Below are 22,476 nucleotides of genomic sequence, written 5' to 3'. Positions count from 1 at the left end.
TCGCCTCGTCTGATTGGGGATAGAGGTAAGTATATCACGCTTTGTTCGACATTTCTCCACTTGGTTTAATGCAAAAGAAGACCAGAATGAGCATCAATAGTGCCATGGAAGAAACGGTAATAAAAATCGTCTTGTGCGAAATGTTCATTAGCCAACCGAACAGCGGAGGGCCGAAAGCTACCCCAATGAAACGGAGACTATTGTACAGAGAAGTGATCATGCCGCGCTGATCTCGTTCTACCGAGCCCGTGATTAATGTATTCAGGCAGGGTAGAAGCAGGCCGGTACCTACACCGCTTAGAGTAAGCAAGCCAATGAAGATATAAAGGTTGGCATTGAGAAAGATGGCTAACGCTAATGAAGCTGTCATCAGGATGAGACCGATGTTCATTAGCCAACGCATGAGCGTGCCGTTTTGTTTGATTTTCGCACCTGTCGTGTAGGAGGTTATGACCATGCCTAAGAGCGGAATGGCGAGGACGAGTCCTTTGCGCACACCTTCAATGCGGTAGGGATCTTCCTCCAATATTTGAGATAAATAAAAAAGTACGCCAAATAGGATGAACAGTGTGATAGAGCCTGCGAAAAATGCAGGGATCAGCCAACGTCCTTTTTCTTTTAGAATGCCTTTGATTTGTTGTAAATAAACAGGGAGCGGGTCCGCTTTCTTCTCCTTGGGCGGTTCTTTAATCAGGAAGATGACGGCGAGCAAAGCTAATAGACAAAACAACGGGAAGGCGAAAAACGGCGCAAACCAAACGATTAAAGCTAATAAAGATCCAATGATGGGGCTTACGACTTTGCCTGTGCCATTCGAAGCCTCGATGAGACCTAGTGCTTTGCTAGCTTGTCCACCCTTGTACAAATCTCCAACCAAAGCCATCGCGATAGGGGCGGTACCTGCCGCTCCTAAGCCTTGTATCGCTCGCGCTGTGATCAAGATGGGATAGGAAGACCAAACTGCTCCGAAGCCTGCCAGGATGCCTGCTGCGCCGTACACGATGAGCGAAGGTATGATGACGGCCTTTCGCGTGAAGCGGTCGGATAAATATCCTGACACGGGAATGATGAGACCTGCTGTTATGGAAAATAAGGTGATGACCAGTGAGCTTTGAAAACGTGAAATGCCCATCTTCTCCTGCATGTCAGGTAAAATAGGGACGAGCATAGAATTGCCTAATACAAGGACCAAGGGAATTGTAGCGAGAGCGATGTATTCCCAGATTGAGCCTTTGCTTGCTGCAGCTGCTTTATCCATCGTGAGTTCCTTTCCGCTTGAGAGGTAGGTTTACTTTTCCCAATTATGGGGAAAGCATACTTTGTTCACGATTATGATGTTGGAAATTCAGAGGATTTGGAGATAATATAGACAGAGCGGGGGTGATGATGGTTTTGAAAAAAAATATCTTTGTAATTGTCTTGGTCGTCCTATTGGCAGGGGTTGCTGTTTATCAAAATGCGCAGCGAGCAAATAAGGAAACGTTGATGCCGACTGAACAAGCGCCACAAGTTAATTTCTTAGCGCCATCTTTTACTCTAACAGGACTTGACGGCAAGTCCTATTCAATAGGCGGGGAACGCGAGAAGCCGCTGCTGGTCAATTTCTGGGCATCCTGGTGTGGTCCTTGCGAGGAAGAAGCGCCTGATCTGGTCAATGTATACAACAAGTATCAGGGGCAATTTGATCTGTATGCGGTCAACGTGACTCCCGGTGATAAAATGGATAATATTAAGAAGTTTGTAGAGACCCATAAGTATCCTTTCCCGGTTCTGCTGGATAAACAAGGAACGAATGCGGAGATATATCGAGTTGTGGCTATTCCGACCAGTTTCTTGATTGATAAAAATGGCGTTGTTCGAGAGGTCATCCATGTACTGTCGGCCAAGGAGCTGGATAAGAAAATTGCTGGACTTATTAAAGGGTGAAAAAAAGCTGCAAGTTGGCCAGTTTGGCGCTAACTTGCAGCTTTTTCTATGAAAAATTAGTTAGTGATTCACTAATCCGAGTTGCTCGTTTGTCTCTTTGATGGTTGGCTCGATCCGTTGTCTGCTGATCAAGGCATATCGCAAGCTGTCAACCAGTGCGTACCAGCTGGCTTCGATAATATTGCTGGAGACACCTAACGTATTCCAAGTGGTTTTGAAATCCGTTGACTCCATCAAAACGCGAACTTTGCCAGCTGTTGCGCCTTTCTCATCGAGGACGCGCACTTTGTAATCGGAGAGATGAACGTTTTTGATGTCAGGGTAATATTGGATGATCGCTTTGCGCAAGGCGTTGTCAAGCGCATTAACAGGACCATTTCCTTCGGCTGCCGTGTAGATTGTTTCTCCGTGGACCTTCACTTTCACGATCGCTTCGGAAACGACGGAATGATGCGCTGATTTCTCGACAAGCATCTTGAACGATTCCAATGTGAAGATTTCCTCGAGTCCCTCGAAAGCTTCGCGCAGCAACAATTCAAGCGTTGCATCGGCGCCTTCAAACTGATAGCCTTGGTGTTCAAGATCTTTGATGCGCTCGATGACTTCTTTTGTTTTCTGTGGATCTTTGTTGAAGTCCAGATTCAGCTCTTGTGCTTTGACGAGGACATTGCTTTGGCCTGCTAGCTCAGACACCAACACGCGCTGTTTGTTGCCGACAAGCTCAGGTTTCGTATGTTCATACGTACTGGCATCTTTGAGAATGGCAGATACGTGAATGCCGCCTTTGTGGGCGAAAGCAGCATTGCCGACATAAGGTTGGTTGACCGGCATATGCATATTGGCAATCTCGCTGATATATCTGGATACCGGCGTCAATGTCTTCAATTGATCCTCTGATATCACATGATAGCCCAGTTTCAATTGAAGGTTGGGGATGATGGAGCTTAGGTTTGCATTGCCGCAGCGCTCGCCATAGCCGTTAATCGTGCCTTGGACTTGTCCTGCGCCAGCTTGGACGGCTGCGAGGCTGTTGGCTACCCCTAGTTCACAATCATTATGAGCGTGAATGCCTACAGGAGTCGTAATGTGCTGTTTAACGGTAGTTACGATAGAGGTGACTTCACTTGGCAAAGAGCCGCCGTTCGTATCGCAAAGAACGATCCAATCCGCACCGGCATCCTGTGCTTTGGTGATGGTTTGCAGGGCATATTCAGGGTTGTTTTTGTATCCGTCGAAGAAATGCTCGGCATCATAAATAACTTCAAGCCCATTGCTTTTCAAATAAAGAACGGAATCATAAATCATAGCGAGATTTTCTTCGAGTGTCGTTTGAATCGCGGTGGTGACATGGAAATCCCATGATTTCCCGAAAATGGTCGCCACTTGCGCGCCTGACTCCACAAGTCTGTTTAAGTTGATATCATCCGCAGCCAGTGAATCCTTGCGCCGCGTGCTTCCGAAGGCTGTAATTTTCGCATTCGTGAACTTCATTTCACGAGCGCGTTCAAAGAATTCAATATCCTTGCTGTTGCTGCCCGGCCATCCGCCTTCAATATAATGAACCCCAAGCTCATCGAGCTTGCGGGCAATTTTAATTTTGTCCTCGACAGATAGGCTGATGCCTTCTCCTTGCGTTCCGTCTCGTAGTGTGGTGTCGAAGATTTTGACTGATGTTGGCATGGGTTCCTCCTTCAAAAGCTAGCAAAGTGACTTCGTTGTTCGTTAGGCTTGTGTCTGTGCTTGCTTTAAAGCGTTAATGTATAATTTACGATTATACCATATTATTATGGGTAAGGACATCATAACGCAAAAATGCGTTTGCTTGAAACAATATTTTTTTGTATGCTGAAAATGGCTCGAATTTACTGTCTTTTTATGAGGGGGAGGAATGCAGCATGGTGACAGTGGGGCATCATTATCCCAAACAAGGCAGAGTCATTTTACACATCGATATGAATGCGTTCTACTGTTCTGTACATGAGGCTGTGGAGCCTGAGTTATATAAAGGAAAGCCGATTGCGGTTGCCGGAAGCGTTGAGCTTCGCAAAGGAATTATTGTTACTTCATCTTATACAGCGCGCGGGATGGGGATCAAAACAGGGATGCAGGTCAGGCAGGCTTTGAAAATATGTCCGGATTTAATTCTGATCCGACCTGATTTTGAGTTATATCGGAATTTCTCTCGGCGTTTTATGCAGATTGCTTATAGTTATTCACCTATGGTGGAATCCATGTCCATTGATGAGTGCTTTGTGGATATTACCGGGTCCAAGCAGTTTGGAACTCCGATGGAAATCGCGAGTCATATACAGCAGCGAATCATGAGGGAATTAAGCTTGCCCTGCTCGATTGGTGTCGCCCCGAATAAGCTGCTTGCTAAGATGGGATCGGATATGAAGAAGCCGAATGGGATTTCTGTGCTTCGGCTCCGGGATGTGCCACATGTTCTCTGGGACAAACCATGCCATTATTTGTACGGAATCGGTAAAAAGACAGCTGACAAGCTGACGAAGCTAGGTATTCATACCTTGGGTGAGCTGGCTTCTGCCGATGAAGAGCTATTGTCGAAGTTTTTCGGTGTGCTTGGACCTCATCTGAAGCGTTCAGCCAACGGGATTGATCCTTCGCTCGTGAATCCAGAGCAGGAGCAAAGCAAGTCGATTGGACACACGACGACGCTGCCGCGGGATTACACGGAGAGGAAGGAGATTCACCGCGTGTTTCTCAACCTTGCCGATCAAGTAGCCAGAAGGCTGCGAAAGCAGGAATTGATGGCATCGACGATCCAAATCACGATTCGCGATCCGGAAATGAGGACGATTACTCGTTCTGTGACATTGCCGACGCCAACCGAGCACATGGACGATATCTACAAAACATCTTGTGAATTATATGATCACCAATGGGGCGAGGGGAATCCTGTTCGATTGCTGGGAATTACGCTGCAAAACTTAACAATTAAGGAAGAAACTTTTGTTCAGCTGGATCTGTTTAGTTATGAGAAGCAGCCTCGCAGAGACAATTTGAATAAGATCATGGATGGGCTTCGTGATAAATTTGGAGAAAATGCCATTCTTACGGCCGGAATGATGAGTGACGATCCTTCTGCTTTTATTAGAAACCATAAAGCTAGAGGAACGTCGCTGCAGATGGATCATTTGAAAAACAATCCGCTTCATAAGGAAGAGGAGAAGTGATGAGTATTGGCGCATTGCATAGGTTTCGCTGGTTATTCAAATAGTGGAAAAACAACCCTGATTGCCAAGCTCGTTGTTCAAATGAAGCTGCGAGGCTGCCGAGTTGCCGTAATGAAACATGATGCTCATGGACATTATAAAGAAGTGCCGGGAGCAGATTCGGCGATTTTCGCAGAATCAGGTGCAGATGCGGTTATGACACTATCTCCCGATATGATTCATATCTATGAGAAGAAGGGTAATGTAAGTTTACAAGAGCAGTTATTGGCATATGCTCATTACGATTATATTTTTATTGAAGGTTTCAAGAAGGAAAAGCATCCAAAGATTGCCGTATTCCGTACAATAGAACAAAGCGAAATTGTTCAGCAGCTTGAACCGCGGCCGATTGCTATTGCGACGGATATGGATGTCCGGAAGACTGCTTTTCCGGAGTATCGTTGTCTGGATTTAAATGATATCCCTTCTGTTGCAGCTTTCATTGAACATTATTTTAAGAGTAATCTATTTTAAGGTTTGAACTTTGTCCGCATTTATATTATATTTTACAATGAGGATAATTTGAGGAGGAGTAGAAATCATGGCAAAGTATACATTTGTTGATAAAGATACTTGCATCGCTTGCGGCGCTTGCGGAGCTACAGCTCCAGACATCTATGATTACGATGATGAAGGTTTGGCGGAAGTGATTTTTGATGGAGACGGTAACAAAGGGGTTACTGAAATCCCTGAGGATCTGTTCGATGATCTGCAGGATGCACAAGATGGCTGTCCAACAGATTCCATCAAAGTTGCAGATGCACCTTTTAGCTAATCATAAAAACCTGAATTTTGTGAGATGAATTCACAGAATGTCGAAAGGGCTCGATTCCTGTCTAAGGAATGGGGTCCTTTTTTTGTTGTATTTCGGATTAATTTGTAACAATTCATTGCCATTTCCTACCGCTCATCTTACAATGAAACTAGAAATCATAAGGGAGGATCTTATGGGTAAGAAGAAGTGGATTCAGACTTTGGCAGCAGGACTAGTTTTAATGCTGTTGTCGACATATTTCTACACCGTAAACTCGAGTGGTTTATTTTATTTTGTCGAAGGTCCGCTTCAAGATAGTTTGCGTAAAGCGAAATCAATTGACGAACGCCAGCCTGAGGACCGTATCAAAATTGTGAAAATTGATGAAAAATCATTAAAAGCAATTGGAAAGTTTCCTTGGGATCGAACAACCTACGCGCAATTGATCGAGAAGCTGGAGGAATCCGGCGCTGCCGCTATCGGCATAGACGTTGTTTTGGCTGAACCTTCGAAAAACCCCGCCGATGATAAGGCTTTAGCTGATGTTTTGGCCAAATACTACAATGTCATCATGCCCGTTCAAATTAACTATCCCTCCAAGCAACAGCAAGCAGGCGATCTCATTCCTGAGAAAGTTGACTACCCCACGCCATCGTTAACAACCAATAGGCAACAAATGGCACATATTAATGTGTTTGTGGATAAGGACGGAAAGGCCCGTAAACTGCCTGTTGGATTGCCTGACGAGAATGGTGCCTACATACCTGCCTTTAGTGTTGCGCTTGCGAATCTCGTTCTTGACGACAAGAACAAAGTGAAACGAGATGCCGCGACAGGACAATGGAAAAGCGGCGATATCGTGCTGCCGACCAATGAGAAAAATCAAGTGACAACAGAATTCTTCACATTGCCGAGACAAAAAGTGGATGCAACAACAGGTTACGAGCTGCTTTCGTTCGTTGACGTGATGAATAGCAAGAAACCGCTGCCGCTGCAAGGCAGTATCGTATTGGTTGGTCCCTTCGTCACCGCGATGCAGGATGAATACCCAACGCCGATTAGCTCAGTCAAGATGTTCGGTATCGAAATTCATGCGAATATGATCCAAACTATACTGGAAAGCAAATTTTATAAGGATGCAAGCAAGCCTCTTGGTGTTGGCATCATTTTGCTTATCTCTCTACTAGCGATTTTCTTATTCGAGAGATTCAAAGGCAAAACTGCCCTCTTTATTTTCTTAGGGATGCTAGTGCTTTATGGCGGGGTGTGGCTGCTTTGCTATACGGCCGGATCGATCTTCCTTCCGCTCGTTTATCCGCAGTTTGCACTGGTAACCATCTACATTTGGTCGTTGGTAAGCCACTATTTGGACGAACGCAAAGAGCGCAATCGTGTAACAGGCATTTTCGGCAGATTTGTATCCAAAACCGTTGTTGATGAGCTGCTCCAGTCCGGTGAAGATGTAAAGCTTGGCGGAAGCCGCAAGGATATCTCCCTTATTTTCGTAGATATTCGCGGGTTTACGCCAATGTCAGAAAAGCTGGAGCCCGAGCAAGTGATTCAGGTTTTGAATGAATATCTGGATGTGTGTACGAAAGCGATTTTTAAATTCAATGGAACATTGGATAAATTCATCGGTGATGGCGTTATGGCGATGTTCGGCGCTCCAATTGAATATGAGAATCATCCGGAAATGGCCGTTCGCGCCGCGATTGAAATGAAATCGCAAGCGAATGTTCTGGAACAGAAATTGATCGCGAAATATGGGATCGGCGTGAAGTTTGGTCTGGGCATCAACAGTGGTCCTGCTGTCGTCGGAAATATCGGTTCTGAGGATTTGAGGCTGGATTACACCGCTATTGGGGATACCGTCAACTTGTCGGCACGCCTGGAATCCAATGCGAAGCCAGGGCAGATTTTAATCAGCGAGCAGACGTATGAAAGGGTTAAAGACCTTTTTGAGATTGAATCCATTGGCGAAATTAAAGTAAAAGGGAAAGAAAAACCGGTTGCTGTTTATGAAGTCATCGGACATCTGTAACGAATGAATACTGGGGAGGAATTCTGTGTGGGAATATCTAAGAAATCATTTTCGGCCTTATTCTTAAGTTTTTGTTTAGTGTTTAGTTTGATTTCAGCTTTGCTTGTCAAGCCCGTCGATGCCAAAACGGTTCGCGTAGCTGTTGTAGCTTCCTTGTCCGGCGATGTAACGATCAAAAAGGGCGGAGGTTCCAAAACCTATGATGCCTATGAGAGCATGAGTTTAAACCAAGGGGATACCGTCTATACAGGCAGTGGTTCCAGTGTAACTTTGAATTTAAGCAATGGCGATTCCGATGTTACGCTAGGTTCAAATTCAGAGGTTAATGTATCTGATCTCAGTACGTCAGACGGGAACAAGAAATCCAAGCTTAAAGTTTGGGCTGGCTCCATGTGGGTTAAGGTCAAATCCTTAGCTGGGTCAGATGATGAATTTGAAGTTGAGACACCAACGGCTGTCATGGGGGTACGTGGAACACAATTTTACATAGGCGTTGATCCGATTACAGGGGAAATCAAAATGGCCGTTGGTGCAGGGAAGGTCTCCGCATCCACGGTGACGAATAGTCCGGATTCAACGCAATCGTCATCGATTACTTATTTGTATCCGACGCAACAAATTACTTTGGATTCCCGTGATGAAACGAATGATTTGTCTTTAAAAGTGGCGTTCATTGATGTGGAACAATTTATTAAAGAAGCTTCACCTGAGGTTATTCAAGAATTAATTAGGAACAAAGCTGAAATTGATAAAGAAAACGAAGCGTTTATTGCCAAAAAAGCTAAGGAAATTGCCGATGGCAAGATCGATAACAGTTCTTTAACGATTAAAGATCAGGCTGAGCTCGATAAAGTGAAGCAAAATTTAGATAATTTGATTGGAAATATCGCGAAGCAAGCAATTGCAGGCAACAAGATCGATAAAGAAACGATGAACAAACTGATTGACGAAGCCAATAAAAAGATTACGGATCAAAACAAAAAGCTCGATTTGACGAAAGTCAAAGATCTGGATAAAACAGCAGGTGTGGATGCGGAAAAAGAGAAGCAAAAGCAAGCTGCGCTGGAAAAGCTGAAAGCGGAGCAACTTAAAAAGAAACAAGAAGAAGCGAAGAAACAGGAAGCTCTTAAACAGAAACTGGCTGCCGCGCTTAAAGCGCTAGAAGAAGAAAAGGCGAAAATAGCAGCAGCCAATAAAGCAGCTGAAGCGAAAGCACAAGCGGATGCAGCGAATAAATTGAAGGAGGACAATAAAACTACCCCTGAAACAACGACAGGGAACGGGAATAGTCCTAATGATTCAAGTGGCGGCCCAAGTGACCCGAATCCCCCGACTCAACCAGTAGTTATACCTAAAGTAAGCTTAACGACTGATAAAACGGGCAGCAATACTTTTGACTTAGGTATTAAATTAAGTGATTTTACAGGTGATAAGTCCATATATGCGGTTGAGGTTCATTTGCTGTATAGCCCATCTATCGGTTATGCGGTTAATAAGGGTCTAACGTCGAAAGCTATCTTCGATTCTGCTAATAGTACTGATAACGTTCGTGAGTATGTAGGCGGCTCAGAAAAAGAGCTCATTTATTCGGTTACGAATTTCGGTAGTGCCCTGAACATTCCCGTGTCTGGTTTGAAAAATTTAGTGACAATCCCCTTCCAGGGTGAGGGCGATTTAGTTAACGTACGCGTAGGTAAAATTATTATTGTTCATAAAACCGACAATAACACGGTTCAAGAGATAACTATTCCAGAAATCAATAAAGTGTCTGTTCCCTTAAATGGTGGGGTTTAAGCACTCGTTCATTCTTTGTGAATATGGAAGAAAGTTAAAAGGAGAAACCAATGAAACCCTTAAAACATCTATTTGTTTCATCCGTTGTGGCGGCTACTTTGCTTGGTGGCTCATCCGCGATGGCAGCAGGTTTATCTGCTGATGCTTTACTCGCAAGCAATGGCCAAATCTTGGCGGATGTGTCGACATTCGCGGGAATTGGCGATTTCGCAGATCATAACGGCGCCGCGCTGAGCGCTGCATTCCGCGCGCCAGGAAGCGTTGCACAACTTCCAGACGGCAGTATTTTGGTCGCAGATACACGCAATCATTTAATTCGTAAAATTTCGGATGGCAATGTAACTACATTTGCAGGTCCTGAATTGGTCGTCACAACGAATATCCAAGGTTTTCCAACAGGGGGACTGCTGGATGGCAAATCATCAGAAGCCTTTTTTAATGAACCTTCCGGACTTGCGGTTGATGCGAAAGGGAATGTCTATGTCGCGGATTCTGGCAATAATGCCATTCGCAAAATTGATGTCAATGGGCAAGTGACCACTTTAGCTGGCAATGGTGTGCAGGGGAACAAAGACGGCAAAGGCGCGGCAGCTTTTTTCAATCATCCGACAGATGTAGCCGTTGCTGAAGATGGGACCGTCTATGTCGCAGATTCTCTCAATCATGTCATTCGTAAAATTACTGTAGATGGCACTGTTTCGACACTTACGGCTGGGACAACTCGTGCGATCGAAATTCGCCCTGGCAAAGCGTCTTTCGCAGGAGACTATGCAGACGGCAGCTTATCATCTGCGAAGTTCAACGAACCATCTGGTATTGTTCTTGATGCCAAAGGAAATTTGTATGTGAGTGATACGGGGAACCAACGGATTCGTTATATTGACCTTAAAGCGGGTACGGTCAGCACGGTAGCAGGCTCTACACCGACAACAGGTGGCGCTATGTATGGGAAAAATGAGCTTTATGCAGGCGGCGACTATGCAGATGGCGATGCGCTCAAGGCTAAGTTCGATTTCCCGAAAGGACTCGCCTATACCTCGGAAGGTGGTCTCCTTATTGCTGACAGCTTGAATCATGCGATTCGGTATTTGTTAAACGGGAAGGTAACTACGATTGCCGGAACGATAACAACAGGCGAAGCGGATGGTGTGGAGCGGGCGGCAGAGTTTTATAATCCAAGTGATATCTTTGTGACGGCGCAAGGAAATATGGTTGTCGCTGACGCATCGAATAACAAAATTCGCAAAATTGCTCCCTACCATTTGCCTGCAAGCATAGGGAATGATCAGCAAGTGAAGGTTGTGAGTGGTTCCAAGGTGATTACCTTCGATGCGCAGCCTGAGATTCAGGAAGGCCGTACGATGGTTCCTGTACGAGCCATCAGCGAAACATTCGGCTACGAGGTGAAATACATCCAGCAAGATGGGAAATCCATCGTTCAGCTTACCAAAGGCGATGTGACGGTTGAGCTTACAATTGGACAAACAGGTGTTGTTCGCAAAACGGCGGGGCAAGCGGATGTGAAGCAGGCGACGGATGCTTCTCCTTATGTGAAACAAGACCATACTTACGTGCCGATTCGTTTCTTCGCAGAGCAGATTGGCTTGGATGTTCAGTGGGATGCACCGCATCAAACGGCTATTCTACGCACGAAATCCTATGTGAAGTAATACCTATATGTATAGACGAGCTAGACAAGGGGAATTTTCTTGCCGAAGCTCGTCTTTTTTTTCAACTTCATCTCCAGGCCGGATTTGCCGATAAAGCAAAGAGAGTCCCAAATCGGCGATAGGAGGTTTCTGACTTGAAAGAGAATAATCGCAATGATCAGTTGGAACGATTTTTCCAACACAATCCGATCGAAGATCCTCTGTATCTCAAAAAATATGTTAAGGAACATCCTGATCATAAAATGGCTTGGTACTTGTTGGGGAGAGAATATGCAGCGCAAGGAAAAGAAGGCAAAGCCGCATACTGTTTTGCACAAGCTGGGGAGATTTATGAGGCGTTTGAGCGTCAAAAAATATCGATAGAAGGCCCGCTGCCCTCTTATCCATCTCCGGCGTCTCAGAAGGAGGCAGAGGCGTCTTCTGTTAAGCGCAAAGCGAGCGGGAAAGGGAAATGGCTGCCTGTCTTGGTGCTTCTGCTTTTGTTAGCCGTGCCAGCCGGGATGGATTTGGCCAAAGGGGATGGTAAGGATATTTCCGCTGGTCCAAGTAAAAGCGGCGACGCTGCTCCGGCTAAGACCTCCAATTCAGGTTCTGTACCTGTTGAGGCCGTTAGTTCTGATGGTGTGAAACTGTATCTCTCTGAAGGAGATTGGGGAAGGAAATTGCAACAGGTGCTTGGTTTAGCTGGTACTGGTACGGGGGAGTCCGTGATTATGGAAGCTCCATCAAGTGCTGATGGCAAATGGCGGGAATGGAATCGATTCGTGAAGCCTCTCATCGGCGTGGAGTCTCAAGCCGAAGGCGGGAAATCAGCTGAGCTTAAGTATTATCAGTCTCAGATTTGCTCCTGTCAGGTTGCGGATAGTACGGCATTGACTCCGGTTATCACGTCCTGGATGAGAGATCGTGAACAAGCGATCGTTCTCCAAAGCGCCGTGCAAGCGTATCAGAAGAAAACCGGGGCTATGCCTGAGAAGCCCGAGCAATTAACCAAGCCATACCCGGATAACTTGTTGCCCGGACTGACGCCTGAGATGCAAGAAATATTTCCACAAGTTGTTAATAGATTGAATGAAAGTGCGAAGGCTGGGAAACCACTGGATGCGAAACCATCAACGGATACAAAGGACACACCTCAACAAACGACCAAAGAACCTACGTCGAGCACCAATATACAACCGAAGTCATCGGCTGATCCGCTTCGTGAACCGCTCAGCATCTTGATTGATACGGATAAACATCAATTGGCGCTTGTGAGCGGGAACATTATTATACGCAAATATCCGGTTGGATTAGGAGCCGAAAAGACACCGCTAGGTGAGTTTGTTATTAGCGAGAAGGTCCGGAATCCGAATGGGAGATCCAATGGGGAATTCGGCAGCCGTGGAATGACCTTGTCGGATACGCTGTATGCCATCCACGGAACGAATAAACCGTCCAGTATTGGCGGAGATGAGTCGCATGGCTGTGTTCGTATGCTGCAAGCTGATGTTGAAGAGTTGTATAACATGGTTCCTCACGAAACGAAAGTAACGATTGGCAAAGGGATATTGCCGCCGGAATCGGAGGGAAGCAGCAGTCCGGGTGGAGGGGGGGCTGGAACAGGCGCCGGTAGAGGCAAACCGGATCAGTCTTTCACGCTTCCTTTGCAAACGAAGGATGACAATCCAGGCAAGAAGTATAAATGGCTGGATTGATTTTAGGGCAAACAGGCAGAAGCCGTCCGGATTGTTTGCGGACGGCTTCTGTATGAAAGTCTTAAACTGCTTAAAAGTAATCTCTTGACAAGAAAACAGAAAGCGATTACAATTCGAAATATGATGAATTCAATCATTTATGACTACGTCATTTGTTCAAAATGAGCAGTAACGCCATGGCGATGATGACAACAAGAAAAATGGATCCGGTCCAAATGATTGCTTTCTTGTTTACTTCGTCTTTGGCTTTGCGATTCACCGTAATTGGTTTGCGTTTGGACATAAGAATCACCCTTTTCCTAGGATTAAAAGATATGATCTATCATAGCATAAGTAGTGTGCTTCATAGAATATGAATGGTTAAAGAAAATAAAAAAAAAGTGTATTGACGACCATGTCATTTTATTGTAAGATTTAATCACACAGTTAATGTAAAACAATTTAATATGTCAGTTTTAATAACATGTTACCGTAAGGGCATTAGTTATTAGAAGGAAAGCAACACTTTCTTCTATAACTATGCCCTTTTTATTTTTCATATTTTTAAATGATGAAAGGGGTTGGTAGCTCAAACCATAAGGCAAGTTTAACCAATGTTATACGCTACTCCATAAATAACGATCAAACAATCAGATTAAAAAAGGGAGAAGATGAACACATGAATATGAAGAAATGGTCAACAATGGGCTTGGCTGCATCTATGGTACTTGTAGCTGCAGGCTGTGGTAAAGCAACACCAACAGAAACAACAAAACCGGCAGCAACAACAGCGCCAACGGCAGCAGCAACAACTGCAGCGACTGCAACACCTACTGGCGCCAAAAAATTAACCGGTGATTTTGAAATCCAGTACTTTGTTGGCGGTTATGGCGACAAATGGTGGAAAAAAGTAATTGCTGATTTCCAAGCAGCAAATCCTGATTTGAAAATTAAAGAAAGTGCGGGACCCAAAATCAACGAACAAATGAAACCCCGTTGGATCGCTGGTAACCCACCTGATTTCGTATATATTGATGGACCTGAGTTGTTCGATCGCCAAATGGTGACAGACGGTCAGCTTGAAGATTTGACAGATTGGCTGAAAGATGCGAAAAACGTTGACGGCGATAAAATTCTTGATCTGCTTGCGCAGCAACCGCCGCAATACGATGGCAAAATCTACAACATCCCATTCGTTATGAGTTCATGGGGTATCTTCTATGACAAAGCTTTGTTCAAAGACAAAGGTTGGGCTGAGCCTAAAGATTTCGAAGATTTCTTGAAAGTCAGCGATACGATTAAAGCAGCTGGCATTAATCCTTTCATTCATACAGGTAAATACCCGTACTACATCAATGGTTCTGTCTTGTTTCCAGCGATTGTATCTGCGAACAACAACGACTACAAATTGCTGCAAGATATGGCTGCGAACAATCTAGATGCTTGGAAAAGCCCGGCAATCTTGAAAGGTTTGGACAAAATCGTTCAACTTCGTGACAAAGGATTCATCGATAAAGCATCCGTACAAATCAATCACACGGATTCCCAATCCTTATTTCTTCAACACAAAGATGCCTTCATCCCGAACGGTCTATGGCTGCCAAACGAAATGGCGAAAGACGTTCCAGCTAGCTTCGACTTCGGATTCATCCCATCCATCACGCAAGACAAAGGTGGAAAAGTGGTAGCTAATACGTCAACTTCGACATTCGCTATTGCCAAAAAAGCGAAAAACAAAGACGCAGCGAAAGCGTTCATGCAGTTCGTATTCTCCAAAACACAAGCTTCCCAGTGGGCAGAGCTTAGCGGTGCGCCTTCCAACATCAAAGGTGACATCAGTTCTTCCAAAGCTCCTAACTTTGTAAAAGATGCGGCGAAATTCTTGTCTTCCCCTGATACCGTTGTTGTTCCTACCGTGTCCTTCGCGGCTGACGTAGACAAAGCTATGCAAGATGCGACAGTGGCTTTGACAATCGGAACGATTAAACCTGAAGAGTGGGTTAAACGTGTTACAGACGTTGTAGCGAAACAAAAGAAATAATAATTGAATGAAGCAGTGCGGAGAACTAGCGAGGTGAAAGCCTTAGGAGTTCTCCGCCATTTTAATGATAGGACGGTGAGGATAGAATGAAGACCAACTCAAAAATGTGGAAACGGAATTTGTTCATCGCTTCATTCATCATTCCGACTTTTCTGTTCTTCTGTGTATTTACGATCTATCCTGTTATACAGGCTTTGCAGAAGTCATTCTATGATTGGTCAGGAATGTCGGAGAATAGCACCTTTATTGGCTTCGATAACTTTGTAGAATTATTTAAAGATCCTATTATTCTTAGAGCCATTGGGAACGACTATTTCCTAGTTGCTGGTAAAGTCATTGGCATTATGATTTTGGCGACTTTCTTCGCAGTAGCATTAACTCGTTTCAACCTCAAGGGATCCGGCTTCTTCCGAGCGATCTTCTTTATTCCAAATGTTATCTCGGTTGTTGTTATCGGTGTGCTTTGGAATTTCATCTACAATCCGCAAATTGGATTCTTGAACGCGTTCTTGTCACTCTTTACAAGTCAAAAAGTCGATATTACTTGGCTAGGATTTACGCAACATACGATCTGGATGCTGCTGCCTCCAACCATTTGGGCAGGTATTGGTTTCTATATGATCTTGATGATTGCAGCAATCGTGAATATTCCTGCTTCCTATTATGAGGCAGCTAATATAGACGGAGCCGGTCAATGGTCGCAATTCCGCAATATCACCATGCCGCTCATCTGGGAGCAAATCAAAGTTTCTATTGTCAATATCGTGATAACAACACTTAACGGGTCATTTGTTATTGTTCAGTTGATGACGAATGGCGGACAGCCAGATAATACGACCCAAGTAATGGGATCTTACCTGTATCGGATGGCATTTCAACAATATCATTTCGGTTACGGAGCAGCCATCGGCGTGTTGATTCTCATCATCTCACTGATAACGACGCTTATCCTGCAGCGTGTGATGCGCCAAGAAACAATCGAAATGCATTAAGGTCATCTAAGAACCTGATACTGAAGAAGGGGGAGCCATCGTATGGTCATCAAAAATCCGTTAGCTAAACTGCTTGTTTGGATCATTCTTCTAATATGGAGCGTAGCCGTGCTGTATCCATTGATTTGGACATTGCTCGATGCACTCAAGAATAATGAACAATTTTTCTTAAATGCCCCATGGGCTTTACCGAAATTCCCGCTGCTTTGGGAAAACTTCTCCTATGTTTGGAGTAAATATAACTTTAGTACTTATTTTACGAATTCGATCGTCGTGACGGTTGGAAGTACCCTGCTTGGCATGATCCTGGCCGCGATGACGGCATATATCTTAGCTAGGTATGATTTCAAAGCAAGCAAACTCCTTTATACCATTTACATTGCTTCCATGATGATACCGTTCGCACTTGCCTTGATTCCACTTTTCTTCTTATTGAGTGATTTGCATTTGACAGATTCCTTAATCGGATTAATCCTTGTGTACGCGGCACTGAACCTTCCTTTCGGCATTTTCTTACTCGTCGGGTTCTATAAGTCATTGCCAAAAGAGATTGAAGAAGCAGCCATCATTGACGGAACTTCCCACTACGGAACATTCTTCCGCGTCATGCTGCCTTTGTCACAGCCGGGTTTGATTACGGTTATGATTACGAATATGCTGAACAACTGGAACGAGTATTTCCTGGGTGTTGTGATTAACAGTGATCCAACGAAGTATACGTTGCCAATCGGTCTTGCTGTGATGCAGGCAGAAATGCAATATCGCACAGAGTGGGGCCCGTTATTCGCCGGCCTTCTAATTACAACGGTTCCAACCTTGATCGTATATATGATTTTCCAACGCCAGATTGCAACCGGGATTACCGCTGGAGCTGTGAAATAACAATATATGGCAGAGCATAGAAAAAACACCTTATCCTAGAGGATTTTATCCTTTCAGGAGGGTGTTCTTTCTACTATAATTGGGATATAGGCAAGAGCAAACAAGAAACGGCCAAACTTGTGGGCTTAAAGGTGAACGAACATGAACATGAGACTAATGTATACATTGCAAAAAATTGGGCGTTCCTTAATGATCCCGATTGCGGTGCTGCCTGCGGCATCTATTTTATTGCGAATCGGTAAAATGACGTTTGATGATCCCTTCCTGATGCATATGGCTCACATTTTTGAGTCAGGCGGAAGCGCTATCTTTGATAATCTGCCTTTAATCTTCGCGATTGGCATTGCCATCGGACTAACATCGGGAGACGGAATTGCAGCATTAGCTGCAACGGTGGGTTACTTGGTGTTTAACAATGTCCTGCAGCTTTCCCAAACGGGAACAGATTCTGCAGATCGGCTGGACATGGGGGTACTGGGCGGAATGCTTGTTGGTGGAATATCCGCCGTGTTCTTTAACAGATTCCAGCATATTAGGCTACCGAAGGCGCTCGGATTTTTTGGTGGCAAGCGATTTGTACCTTTATTGACATCGCTGGCTATGGTTTTTCTAGGCGTATTAATGGGCTATATCTGGCCCCCAGTGCAGAAGGGCATCAGTATCATCGGTTTATGGATTGTGGATAACGGAAATATCGGTGTATTTATCTACGGCGTGATGAATCGACTGCTGATTCCAACAGGTCTGCATCATATTATTAATAACATTGCCTGGTTTCAGATCGGGGACTATACGACAGCGACGGGGAAAATCGTGCATGGCGATATCTCGCGTTTTTTCGCAGGGGATCCAACTGCCGGGATGTTCATGACAGGATTTTATCCCGTCATTATGTTCGGTCTTCCTGCTGCAGCATTTGCTATTATTCGAAGCACCTCTTCCGCTAATCGACAATTGATCGTTCCGGTCATGCTCAGTGCAGGATTAACCAGTTTCTTAACAGGCATAACGGAGCCCATTGAATTTGCTTTTATGTTCGTAGCACCGGGATTGTATGTGATACATGCCGTTTTGAATGGCTTTTCTATGTTTTTAATGAATATGCTTCAAGTCAAAATGGGCTTTGGTTTCTCGGCAGGCTTTATCGATTTTGTTCTAAATTGGCATGTATCTACGAAACCTTATTGGATTCTTCTTGTTGGCGTAGGCTACTTCATCCTCTACTATGTGACCTTTCGGATTTATTTGCATTTCTTCCCGCTCAAAGCCTCCGGCAAAGAGGAGACGGCTGCAATAGAAACAGAGGCGGCAGATACAAGCAAGCTGAAAGTAAAGGAGGATCGTCCAACCAGCATTTTAAGGCATATTGGCGGAGCGGCGAACATACTCTCCATAGATGCATGCATCACACGACTGCGGCTGCTTGTGAAAGAAGATCACCTAGTTCTGGACAGCGAGCTCAAAGAGCTAGGCGCCATAGGCGTCATCAGACTTGGCAACGGTAATGTGCATGTTGTATTTGGTACGGAATCCGAACAAATTCGTGAGAGTATTAAACCGATGCTCAGCTCACATAAAGACAAATCAGGACAAGCCTAAGAACGCGGAGGTGTCTTATGATTGAAAGAACCATCATTCATGTTCTATCGCATAATGTCGTGATGGCGCATTTGACATCCGGGAAAAATTCGATTGCCTTCGGCAAAGGGATCGGGTTCAAGAAAACACCGGGCATGCTTATTAATGAAGCCGAAATCACACAAGAGTTTCTGCTGCATACGTCAGAAGTGCTTAGGAACTATGAGCAAATCCTAAATGCCGTTGATGTGAAGATTATCGGGATCACGGAGGAAGTCATCGCCTATGCGCAGAGCATGCTTGAAGGCGACTTCTCGGAAACGATTCATGCCTCCTTAGTCGATCACATCAATTTCGCTGTGGAGCGCCAAAAACGCGGGATTTTCATTACGAACCCATTTGCGTACGAAATAGGATATATGTATCCGGAAGAATACAAGGTCGCCAAAAAAGCAGTCGATTTTCTAAATGAGCATCTGGATGTTAAATTGCCTGAGGATGAAATTGCGTTCCTAACGATGCACTTCAACAGTGCTCGCAAAAAAGAGCAAGCAGCGGATTCTTTAGCTGTCGTCAGAGTGGTGTCGCAGACCATCGAATCTGCCAAAGAATTAGGCTTTAATTTCGATGATTCATTTTCAACTTTGCGATTCATTAGTCATTTGAAAGGTGTCATTGAGCGGGTTAAGCAAAAAAAGACGCTGCAAAATTCTTTACTGGGTAAAATAAAAGAAGAGTACGGGGACACTTATGTCAAAGCCAAAGTACTCTCTCTAATGCTTAGCGATTCCCTGCAATTAGAAGTGCCTGATGACGAAACCGGCTACTTGACGATGCATCTCGAGAGACTGCTTCAGCGTACAGAAGTCTAATGGCGGTATAGCCTGAAATAGGATTCCCTTGCAACCTTTATGGAGCGGGGATTTTTTGTTTGAAAAAAGGGTTTTAGCTTTACAGTGGATTGCATAATTGCACATTGTCAGCTAAACTGTCTGATAGAGTCATTACAGAACGGAGTGCATAGGACATGCTGTATAAGAAGTTAGGTAAACCGCTTTTGTTCCGAATGGATCCGGAAAAAGCACATCATTTAACCATTGACGGCCTTAGTGCCGTAAGTCGTTTTCCCGGGGGAAAACAATTGCTCAAATCGATGTATGGCGTAGCGCCTTCATCCAAGATGGCCCAGCACTTATGGGGCTTGCAGTTCGCTAATCCAATCGGGCTAGCCGCTGGGTTAGACAAAAATGCGAAGGCAGTCAAGGGATTTTCACAACTTGGTTTTGGTTTCATGGAAGTAGGAACAATTACACCAAAGCCACAACCGGGCAATGAGCTGCCGCGGCTATTTCGTCTTCCGGAAGACAAGGCGTTAATCAACCGTATGGGTTTTAATAATGTTGGTACAGATGAGATGGCACGGAACCTGCAGAAGACAGGAAAACGAGATATTCCGGTAGCCATTAATATAGGCAAGAATAAAATAACGCCGAATGAACAAGCAGAAGAAGATTATCGGGCATGCATTCGGGAGTTATATACATATGGCGATTTCTTTGTAGTGAATATCAGCTCACCAAATACACCGGATTTGCGTAATTTACAACATGGGAATGATTTGAAGCGATTGCTTGATGCGGTTACAGCCGAAATGCAGCTTCAACAGAAAAAAAGCGGTGGTACAGGTAAACCTGTTTTAGTTAAAATTGCTCCTGATCTCACCGATGCAGAGCTGGAATTAACCGTGCATGCGATTAAAGACAGCGGTATTTCTGGCATTATTGCGACCAACACAACACTTAGCAGAGACGGGCTTGTGCACACAAATCGCGGTCAAGCAGGCGGCTTAAGCGGGAGACCTCTCACTGAACGTTCAACGGAAGTCATTAAACGCGTCTATCAATTGACAGAAGGCAAACTTCCCATCATTGGAGCGGGTGGAATTTTCACTGCGCAGGATGCTTATGACAAAATAAAAGCCGGCGCTAGTTTAGTTGAAGTTTATACCGGATTAATCTATGAAGGTCCTGGCCTACTGAACAGACTCAATAAAGGTCTGCAAGAGCTATTACAAAGGGACGGGTACTCACATATTTCCCAGGCAATCGGTGCAGATCAGAACTGACTTCATTCGAAATGGAGGATACAAGGATGGATGGACGAGACTGGAAAAAATTTCTCCTGCCGTATGAACAAGCAGTGGAAGAATTGAAAGTAAAGTTCAAAACCTTACGTGGCGAACTTAAAAGCAGGGAAGAATACGCTCCGATTGAATTCGTAACAGGACGTGTCAAAAAAATATCTAGTGTGCTGGAGAAAGCGCAGCGTTTAAACGTGCCAATGGATCAGCTGGAGTCTGGGATTGAAGACATTGCCGGCATCCGGATCATGTGTCAGTTCGTAGAAGACATCGAGCGTCTTGCTGTGCTGATTCGCAGTAGACAGGACATGAATGTTGTCTATGAGAAAGACTATGTGACCAACAAGAAGCCGAGCGGCTATCGTAGTTTTCATATTATTATCGAATATCCTGTGCAAACCGCTTTAGGGATGAAGCGAATTCTAGCCGAGGTGCAAATTCGGACGCTTGCCATGAATTTCTGGGCTACGATTGAGCATTCGTTGAATTATAAATATAAAGAGCAGCTGCCGTCCGACGTTAGAGCGCGTCTAAGCAAAGCGGCGGAAGCAGCTTATTTATTAGACCAGGAAATGTCCAGCATTCGCGGCGAGATTGTTGAATCACAGAAAATGTTCGAAGACAACTCGAATTTGGTGAATAAGGTTCTCAACAACATCCAAGAGCTTTATTTCTATCACCGGGTTCGGGAAGCCGCACAATTTCAGCTGAGATTTAATGAAATTTGGGAGACGGAAGATGGGCTGAGCGCCTTGTCATCCGATATTGAAGCAGCGATCTCCAGAGCCAAAGGGGAACATAACTAAGTTATGGCAAGCTACGATCGTTTGTACGTGGCGTACTTGTATTATTTCAATGATCTGCGCGATTATTTCGAGTGTCATGAAGTGATGGAAGAGCTTTGGCTCGAGGAAGGCCGAAGCCCTTTATATCAGGGTCTGCTGCAGATTGCAGTGGGCCTTTATCATCATGCGAATGGTAATGTGAGCGGTTCTATCAAGCTCTTCAGTGCTGGTTTAGAGAAGCTGGCTCCTTACCCCGGGGATTCACTCGGAATTGATTTGAATAAATTAATTCAAGATAGTGAGCTTTATTTATCAAAGCTTGTGCGCTTCGCAGACGAACCATTTGCGCCTTATGATCTGGATATTCAGATCCTAGATTTAGAGCTTGAGGACCTTCTTGCGGAGATTAGGCTTGATCCGCCTCAACAAGAGGAAGAAGCGTAAGATTCGTATAAAAACAAAACAATTGGACTCCCGCCAACATACACTGGTACCCATAGTCTGGACACTTTGAAAAAGTGTTCAGACTGTGGGTACTTTTTTTTGTATACTAGAGTAAGCACCGGAGGGGATTACACCATGTCTAAGAAAGTCTTTAGCGAAAAAGACCAAATGAGCTTATCAAAGAATAAGTACGTGATCAGAATAAGTGATAAAGCAATAACCTATGCGGATGAATTTAAGCAGTTGTTCATCGATCAATATATGGCAGGTAAACTCCCTAGAGAAATCTTTGAAGCTAACGGGTTTGATGTAAACGTAATTGGAATTCAACGTGTAAAAGATTGTGCCAAGCGTTGGAGAAAAGCATATGGAAAAGACGGAATCATTGGATTAACTGACTCTCGTAAGGAAGCTTCTGGACGTCCTCTAAAGCGTGAACTAACGCAAGATGAAGTCATTGCAAGACAGGAAGCAAGAATTAAACTCCTTGAGTCTCAGGTGGAATTGTTAAAAAAGC

Annotated in this window: 20 protein-coding genes; 17 read left to right on the top strand and 3 right to left on the bottom strand. The window is 44.6% G+C overall.

Annotation, left to right across the window (positions count from 1 at the left end; genetic code table 11):
* Nucleotides 1–34: 34 nt before the first annotated feature.
* A complete protein-coding gene (locus HQN90_RS18375; protein ID WP_173221334.1) occupies nt 35–1,258 on the bottom strand; it encodes an MFS transporter in 1,224 nt (407 codons plus the stop codon).
* Nucleotides 1,259–1,392: 134 nt separating this feature from the next.
* Between HQN90_RS18375 and HQN90_RS18370 the strand changes: the two genes are divergently transcribed.
* Nucleotides 1,393–1,926: a TlpA disulfide reductase family protein gene (locus HQN90_RS18370; protein ID WP_173221332.1), complete on the top strand. Its 534-nt coding sequence runs from the start codon at nt 1,393–1,395 to the stop codon at nt 1,924–1,926.
* A 60-nt stretch (nt 1,927–1,986) separates the two neighbouring features.
* Here HQN90_RS18370 and cimA read toward each other — a convergent pair whose 3' ends face one another.
* Nucleotides 1,987–3,606: a citramalate synthase gene (gene cimA, locus HQN90_RS18365; protein WP_173221330.1), complete on the bottom strand. Its 1,620-nt coding sequence runs from the start codon at nt 3,604–3,606 to the stop codon at nt 1,987–1,989.
* 215 nt (nt 3,607–3,821) lie between these two features.
* Here cimA and HQN90_RS18360 point away from each other — a divergent pair, with 215 nt between their 5' ends.
* The 7 genes from HQN90_RS18360 to HQN90_RS18330 all read left to right on the top strand — a co-directional run bounded on the left by HQN90_RS18360 (nt 3,822) and on the right by HQN90_RS18330 (nt 13,118).
* Nucleotides 3,822–5,123, top strand: a complete 1,302-nt coding sequence (locus tag HQN90_RS18360) for a DNA polymerase IV (protein ID WP_173221328.1) — start codon at nt 3,822–3,824, stop codon at nt 5,121–5,123.
* A 6-nt stretch (nt 5,124–5,129) separates the two neighbouring features.
* On the top strand, nt 5,130–5,636 hold the full coding sequence (gene mobB / locus HQN90_RS18355) for a molybdopterin-guanine dinucleotide biosynthesis protein B (RefSeq protein WP_173221326.1): 507 nt from the start codon (nt 5,130–5,132) through the stop codon (nt 5,634–5,636).
* A gap of 67 nt (nt 5,637–5,703) precedes the next feature.
* Nucleotides 5,704–5,937 (top strand): ferredoxin, encoded by a 234-nt coding sequence (locus HQN90_RS18350; protein ID WP_079413773.1) that lies wholly within the window; start codon nt 5,704–5,706, stop codon nt 5,935–5,937.
* Nucleotides 5,938–6,109: 172 nt separating this feature from the next.
* Complete coding sequence (locus HQN90_RS18345) at nt 6,110–7,957, top strand: adenylate/guanylate cyclase domain-containing protein (protein ID WP_173221324.1); 1,848 nt, start codon at nt 6,110–6,112, stop codon at nt 7,955–7,957.
* A gap of 27 nt (nt 7,958–7,984) precedes the next feature.
* The gene (locus tag HQN90_RS18340; protein ID WP_173221322.1) at nt 7,985–9,751 is read left to right on the top strand and encodes a FecR domain-containing protein; all 1,767 of its coding nucleotides are present in this window, start codon (nt 7,985–7,987) and stop codon (nt 9,749–9,751) included.
* Between the two features lie 50 nt (nt 9,752–9,801).
* Nucleotides 9,802–11,421 (top strand): NHL domain-containing protein, encoded by a 1,620-nt coding sequence (locus HQN90_RS18335; RefSeq protein WP_173221320.1) that lies wholly within the window; start codon nt 9,802–9,804, stop codon nt 11,419–11,421.
* Nucleotides 11,422–11,663: 242 nt separating this feature from the next.
* A complete protein-coding gene (locus HQN90_RS18330; RefSeq protein WP_420851063.1) occupies nt 11,664–13,118 on the top strand; it encodes a L,D-transpeptidase in 1,455 nt (484 codons plus the stop codon).
* Nucleotides 13,119–13,266: 148 nt separating this feature from the next.
* Here the strand turns inward: HQN90_RS18330 and HQN90_RS39360 are convergent, their stop codons facing one another.
* Entirely contained in the window at nt 13,267–13,401 is a 135-nt protein-coding gene (locus HQN90_RS39360) for a hypothetical protein (protein WP_275942594.1), read from the bottom strand.
* A 375-nt stretch (nt 13,402–13,776) separates the two neighbouring features.
* Here HQN90_RS39360 and HQN90_RS18325 point away from each other — a divergent pair, with 375 nt between their 5' ends.
* The 9 genes from HQN90_RS18325 to HQN90_RS18285 all read left to right on the top strand — a co-directional run.
* Nucleotides 13,777–15,138: an ABC transporter substrate-binding protein gene (locus HQN90_RS18325; protein WP_173221316.1), complete on the top strand. Its 1,362-nt coding sequence runs from the start codon at nt 13,777–13,779 to the stop codon at nt 15,136–15,138.
* 86 nt (nt 15,139–15,224) lie between these two features.
* Nucleotides 15,225–16,130, top strand: a complete 906-nt coding sequence (locus HQN90_RS18320) for a carbohydrate ABC transporter permease (RefSeq protein ID WP_173221314.1) — start codon at nt 15,225–15,227, stop codon at nt 16,128–16,130.
* A 42-nt stretch (nt 16,131–16,172) separates the two neighbouring features.
* Nucleotides 16,173–17,012, top strand: a complete 840-nt coding sequence (locus HQN90_RS18315) for a carbohydrate ABC transporter permease (protein ID WP_079413766.1) — start codon at nt 16,173–16,175, stop codon at nt 17,010–17,012.
* 141 nt (nt 17,013–17,153) lie between these two features.
* Nucleotides 17,154–18,611 (top strand): PTS transporter subunit EIIC, encoded by a 1,458-nt coding sequence (locus HQN90_RS18310; RefSeq protein WP_246362595.1) that lies wholly within the window; start codon nt 17,154–17,156, stop codon nt 18,609–18,611.
* Nucleotides 18,612–18,628: 17 nt separating this feature from the next.
* Nucleotides 18,629–19,462 carry a PRD domain-containing protein gene (locus HQN90_RS18305; protein WP_079413765.1) on the top strand — a complete coding sequence of 278 codons (834 nt, stop codon included), beginning with the start codon at nt 18,629–18,631 and terminating at the stop codon, nt 19,460–19,462.
* Nucleotides 19,463–19,617: 155 nt separating this feature from the next.
* The gene (locus HQN90_RS18300; protein ID WP_173221312.1) at nt 19,618–20,715 is read left to right on the top strand and encodes a quinone-dependent dihydroorotate dehydrogenase; all 1,098 of its coding nucleotides are present in this window, start codon (nt 19,618–19,620) and stop codon (nt 20,713–20,715) included.
* Between the two features lie 26 nt (nt 20,716–20,741).
* Entirely contained in the window at nt 20,742–21,536 is a 795-nt protein-coding gene (gene yjbM, locus HQN90_RS18295) for a GTP diphosphokinase (RefSeq protein ID WP_173221310.1), read from the top strand.
* 3 nt (nt 21,537–21,539) lie between these two features.
* Nucleotides 21,540–21,959 carry a DUF309 domain-containing protein gene (locus tag HQN90_RS18290; RefSeq protein ID WP_173221308.1) on the top strand — a complete coding sequence of 140 codons (420 nt, stop codon included), beginning with the start codon at nt 21,540–21,542 and terminating at the stop codon, nt 21,957–21,959.
* A gap of 135 nt (nt 21,960–22,094) precedes the next feature.
* On the top strand, nt 22,095–22,476 hold a 382-nt coding region (locus HQN90_RS18285; protein WP_338042348.1), incomplete at its 3' end, for an HTH domain-containing protein.

The organism is Paenibacillus alba, assembly GCF_013204855.1.
GTDB classification, from domain to species: Bacteria; Bacillota; Bacilli; order Paenibacillales; family NBRC-103111; genus Paenibacillus_E; species Paenibacillus_E alba.
The sequence above is the reverse complement of the archived record's forward strand: the minus strand, read 5'-3'. Positions and strand labels throughout refer to the sequence as shown.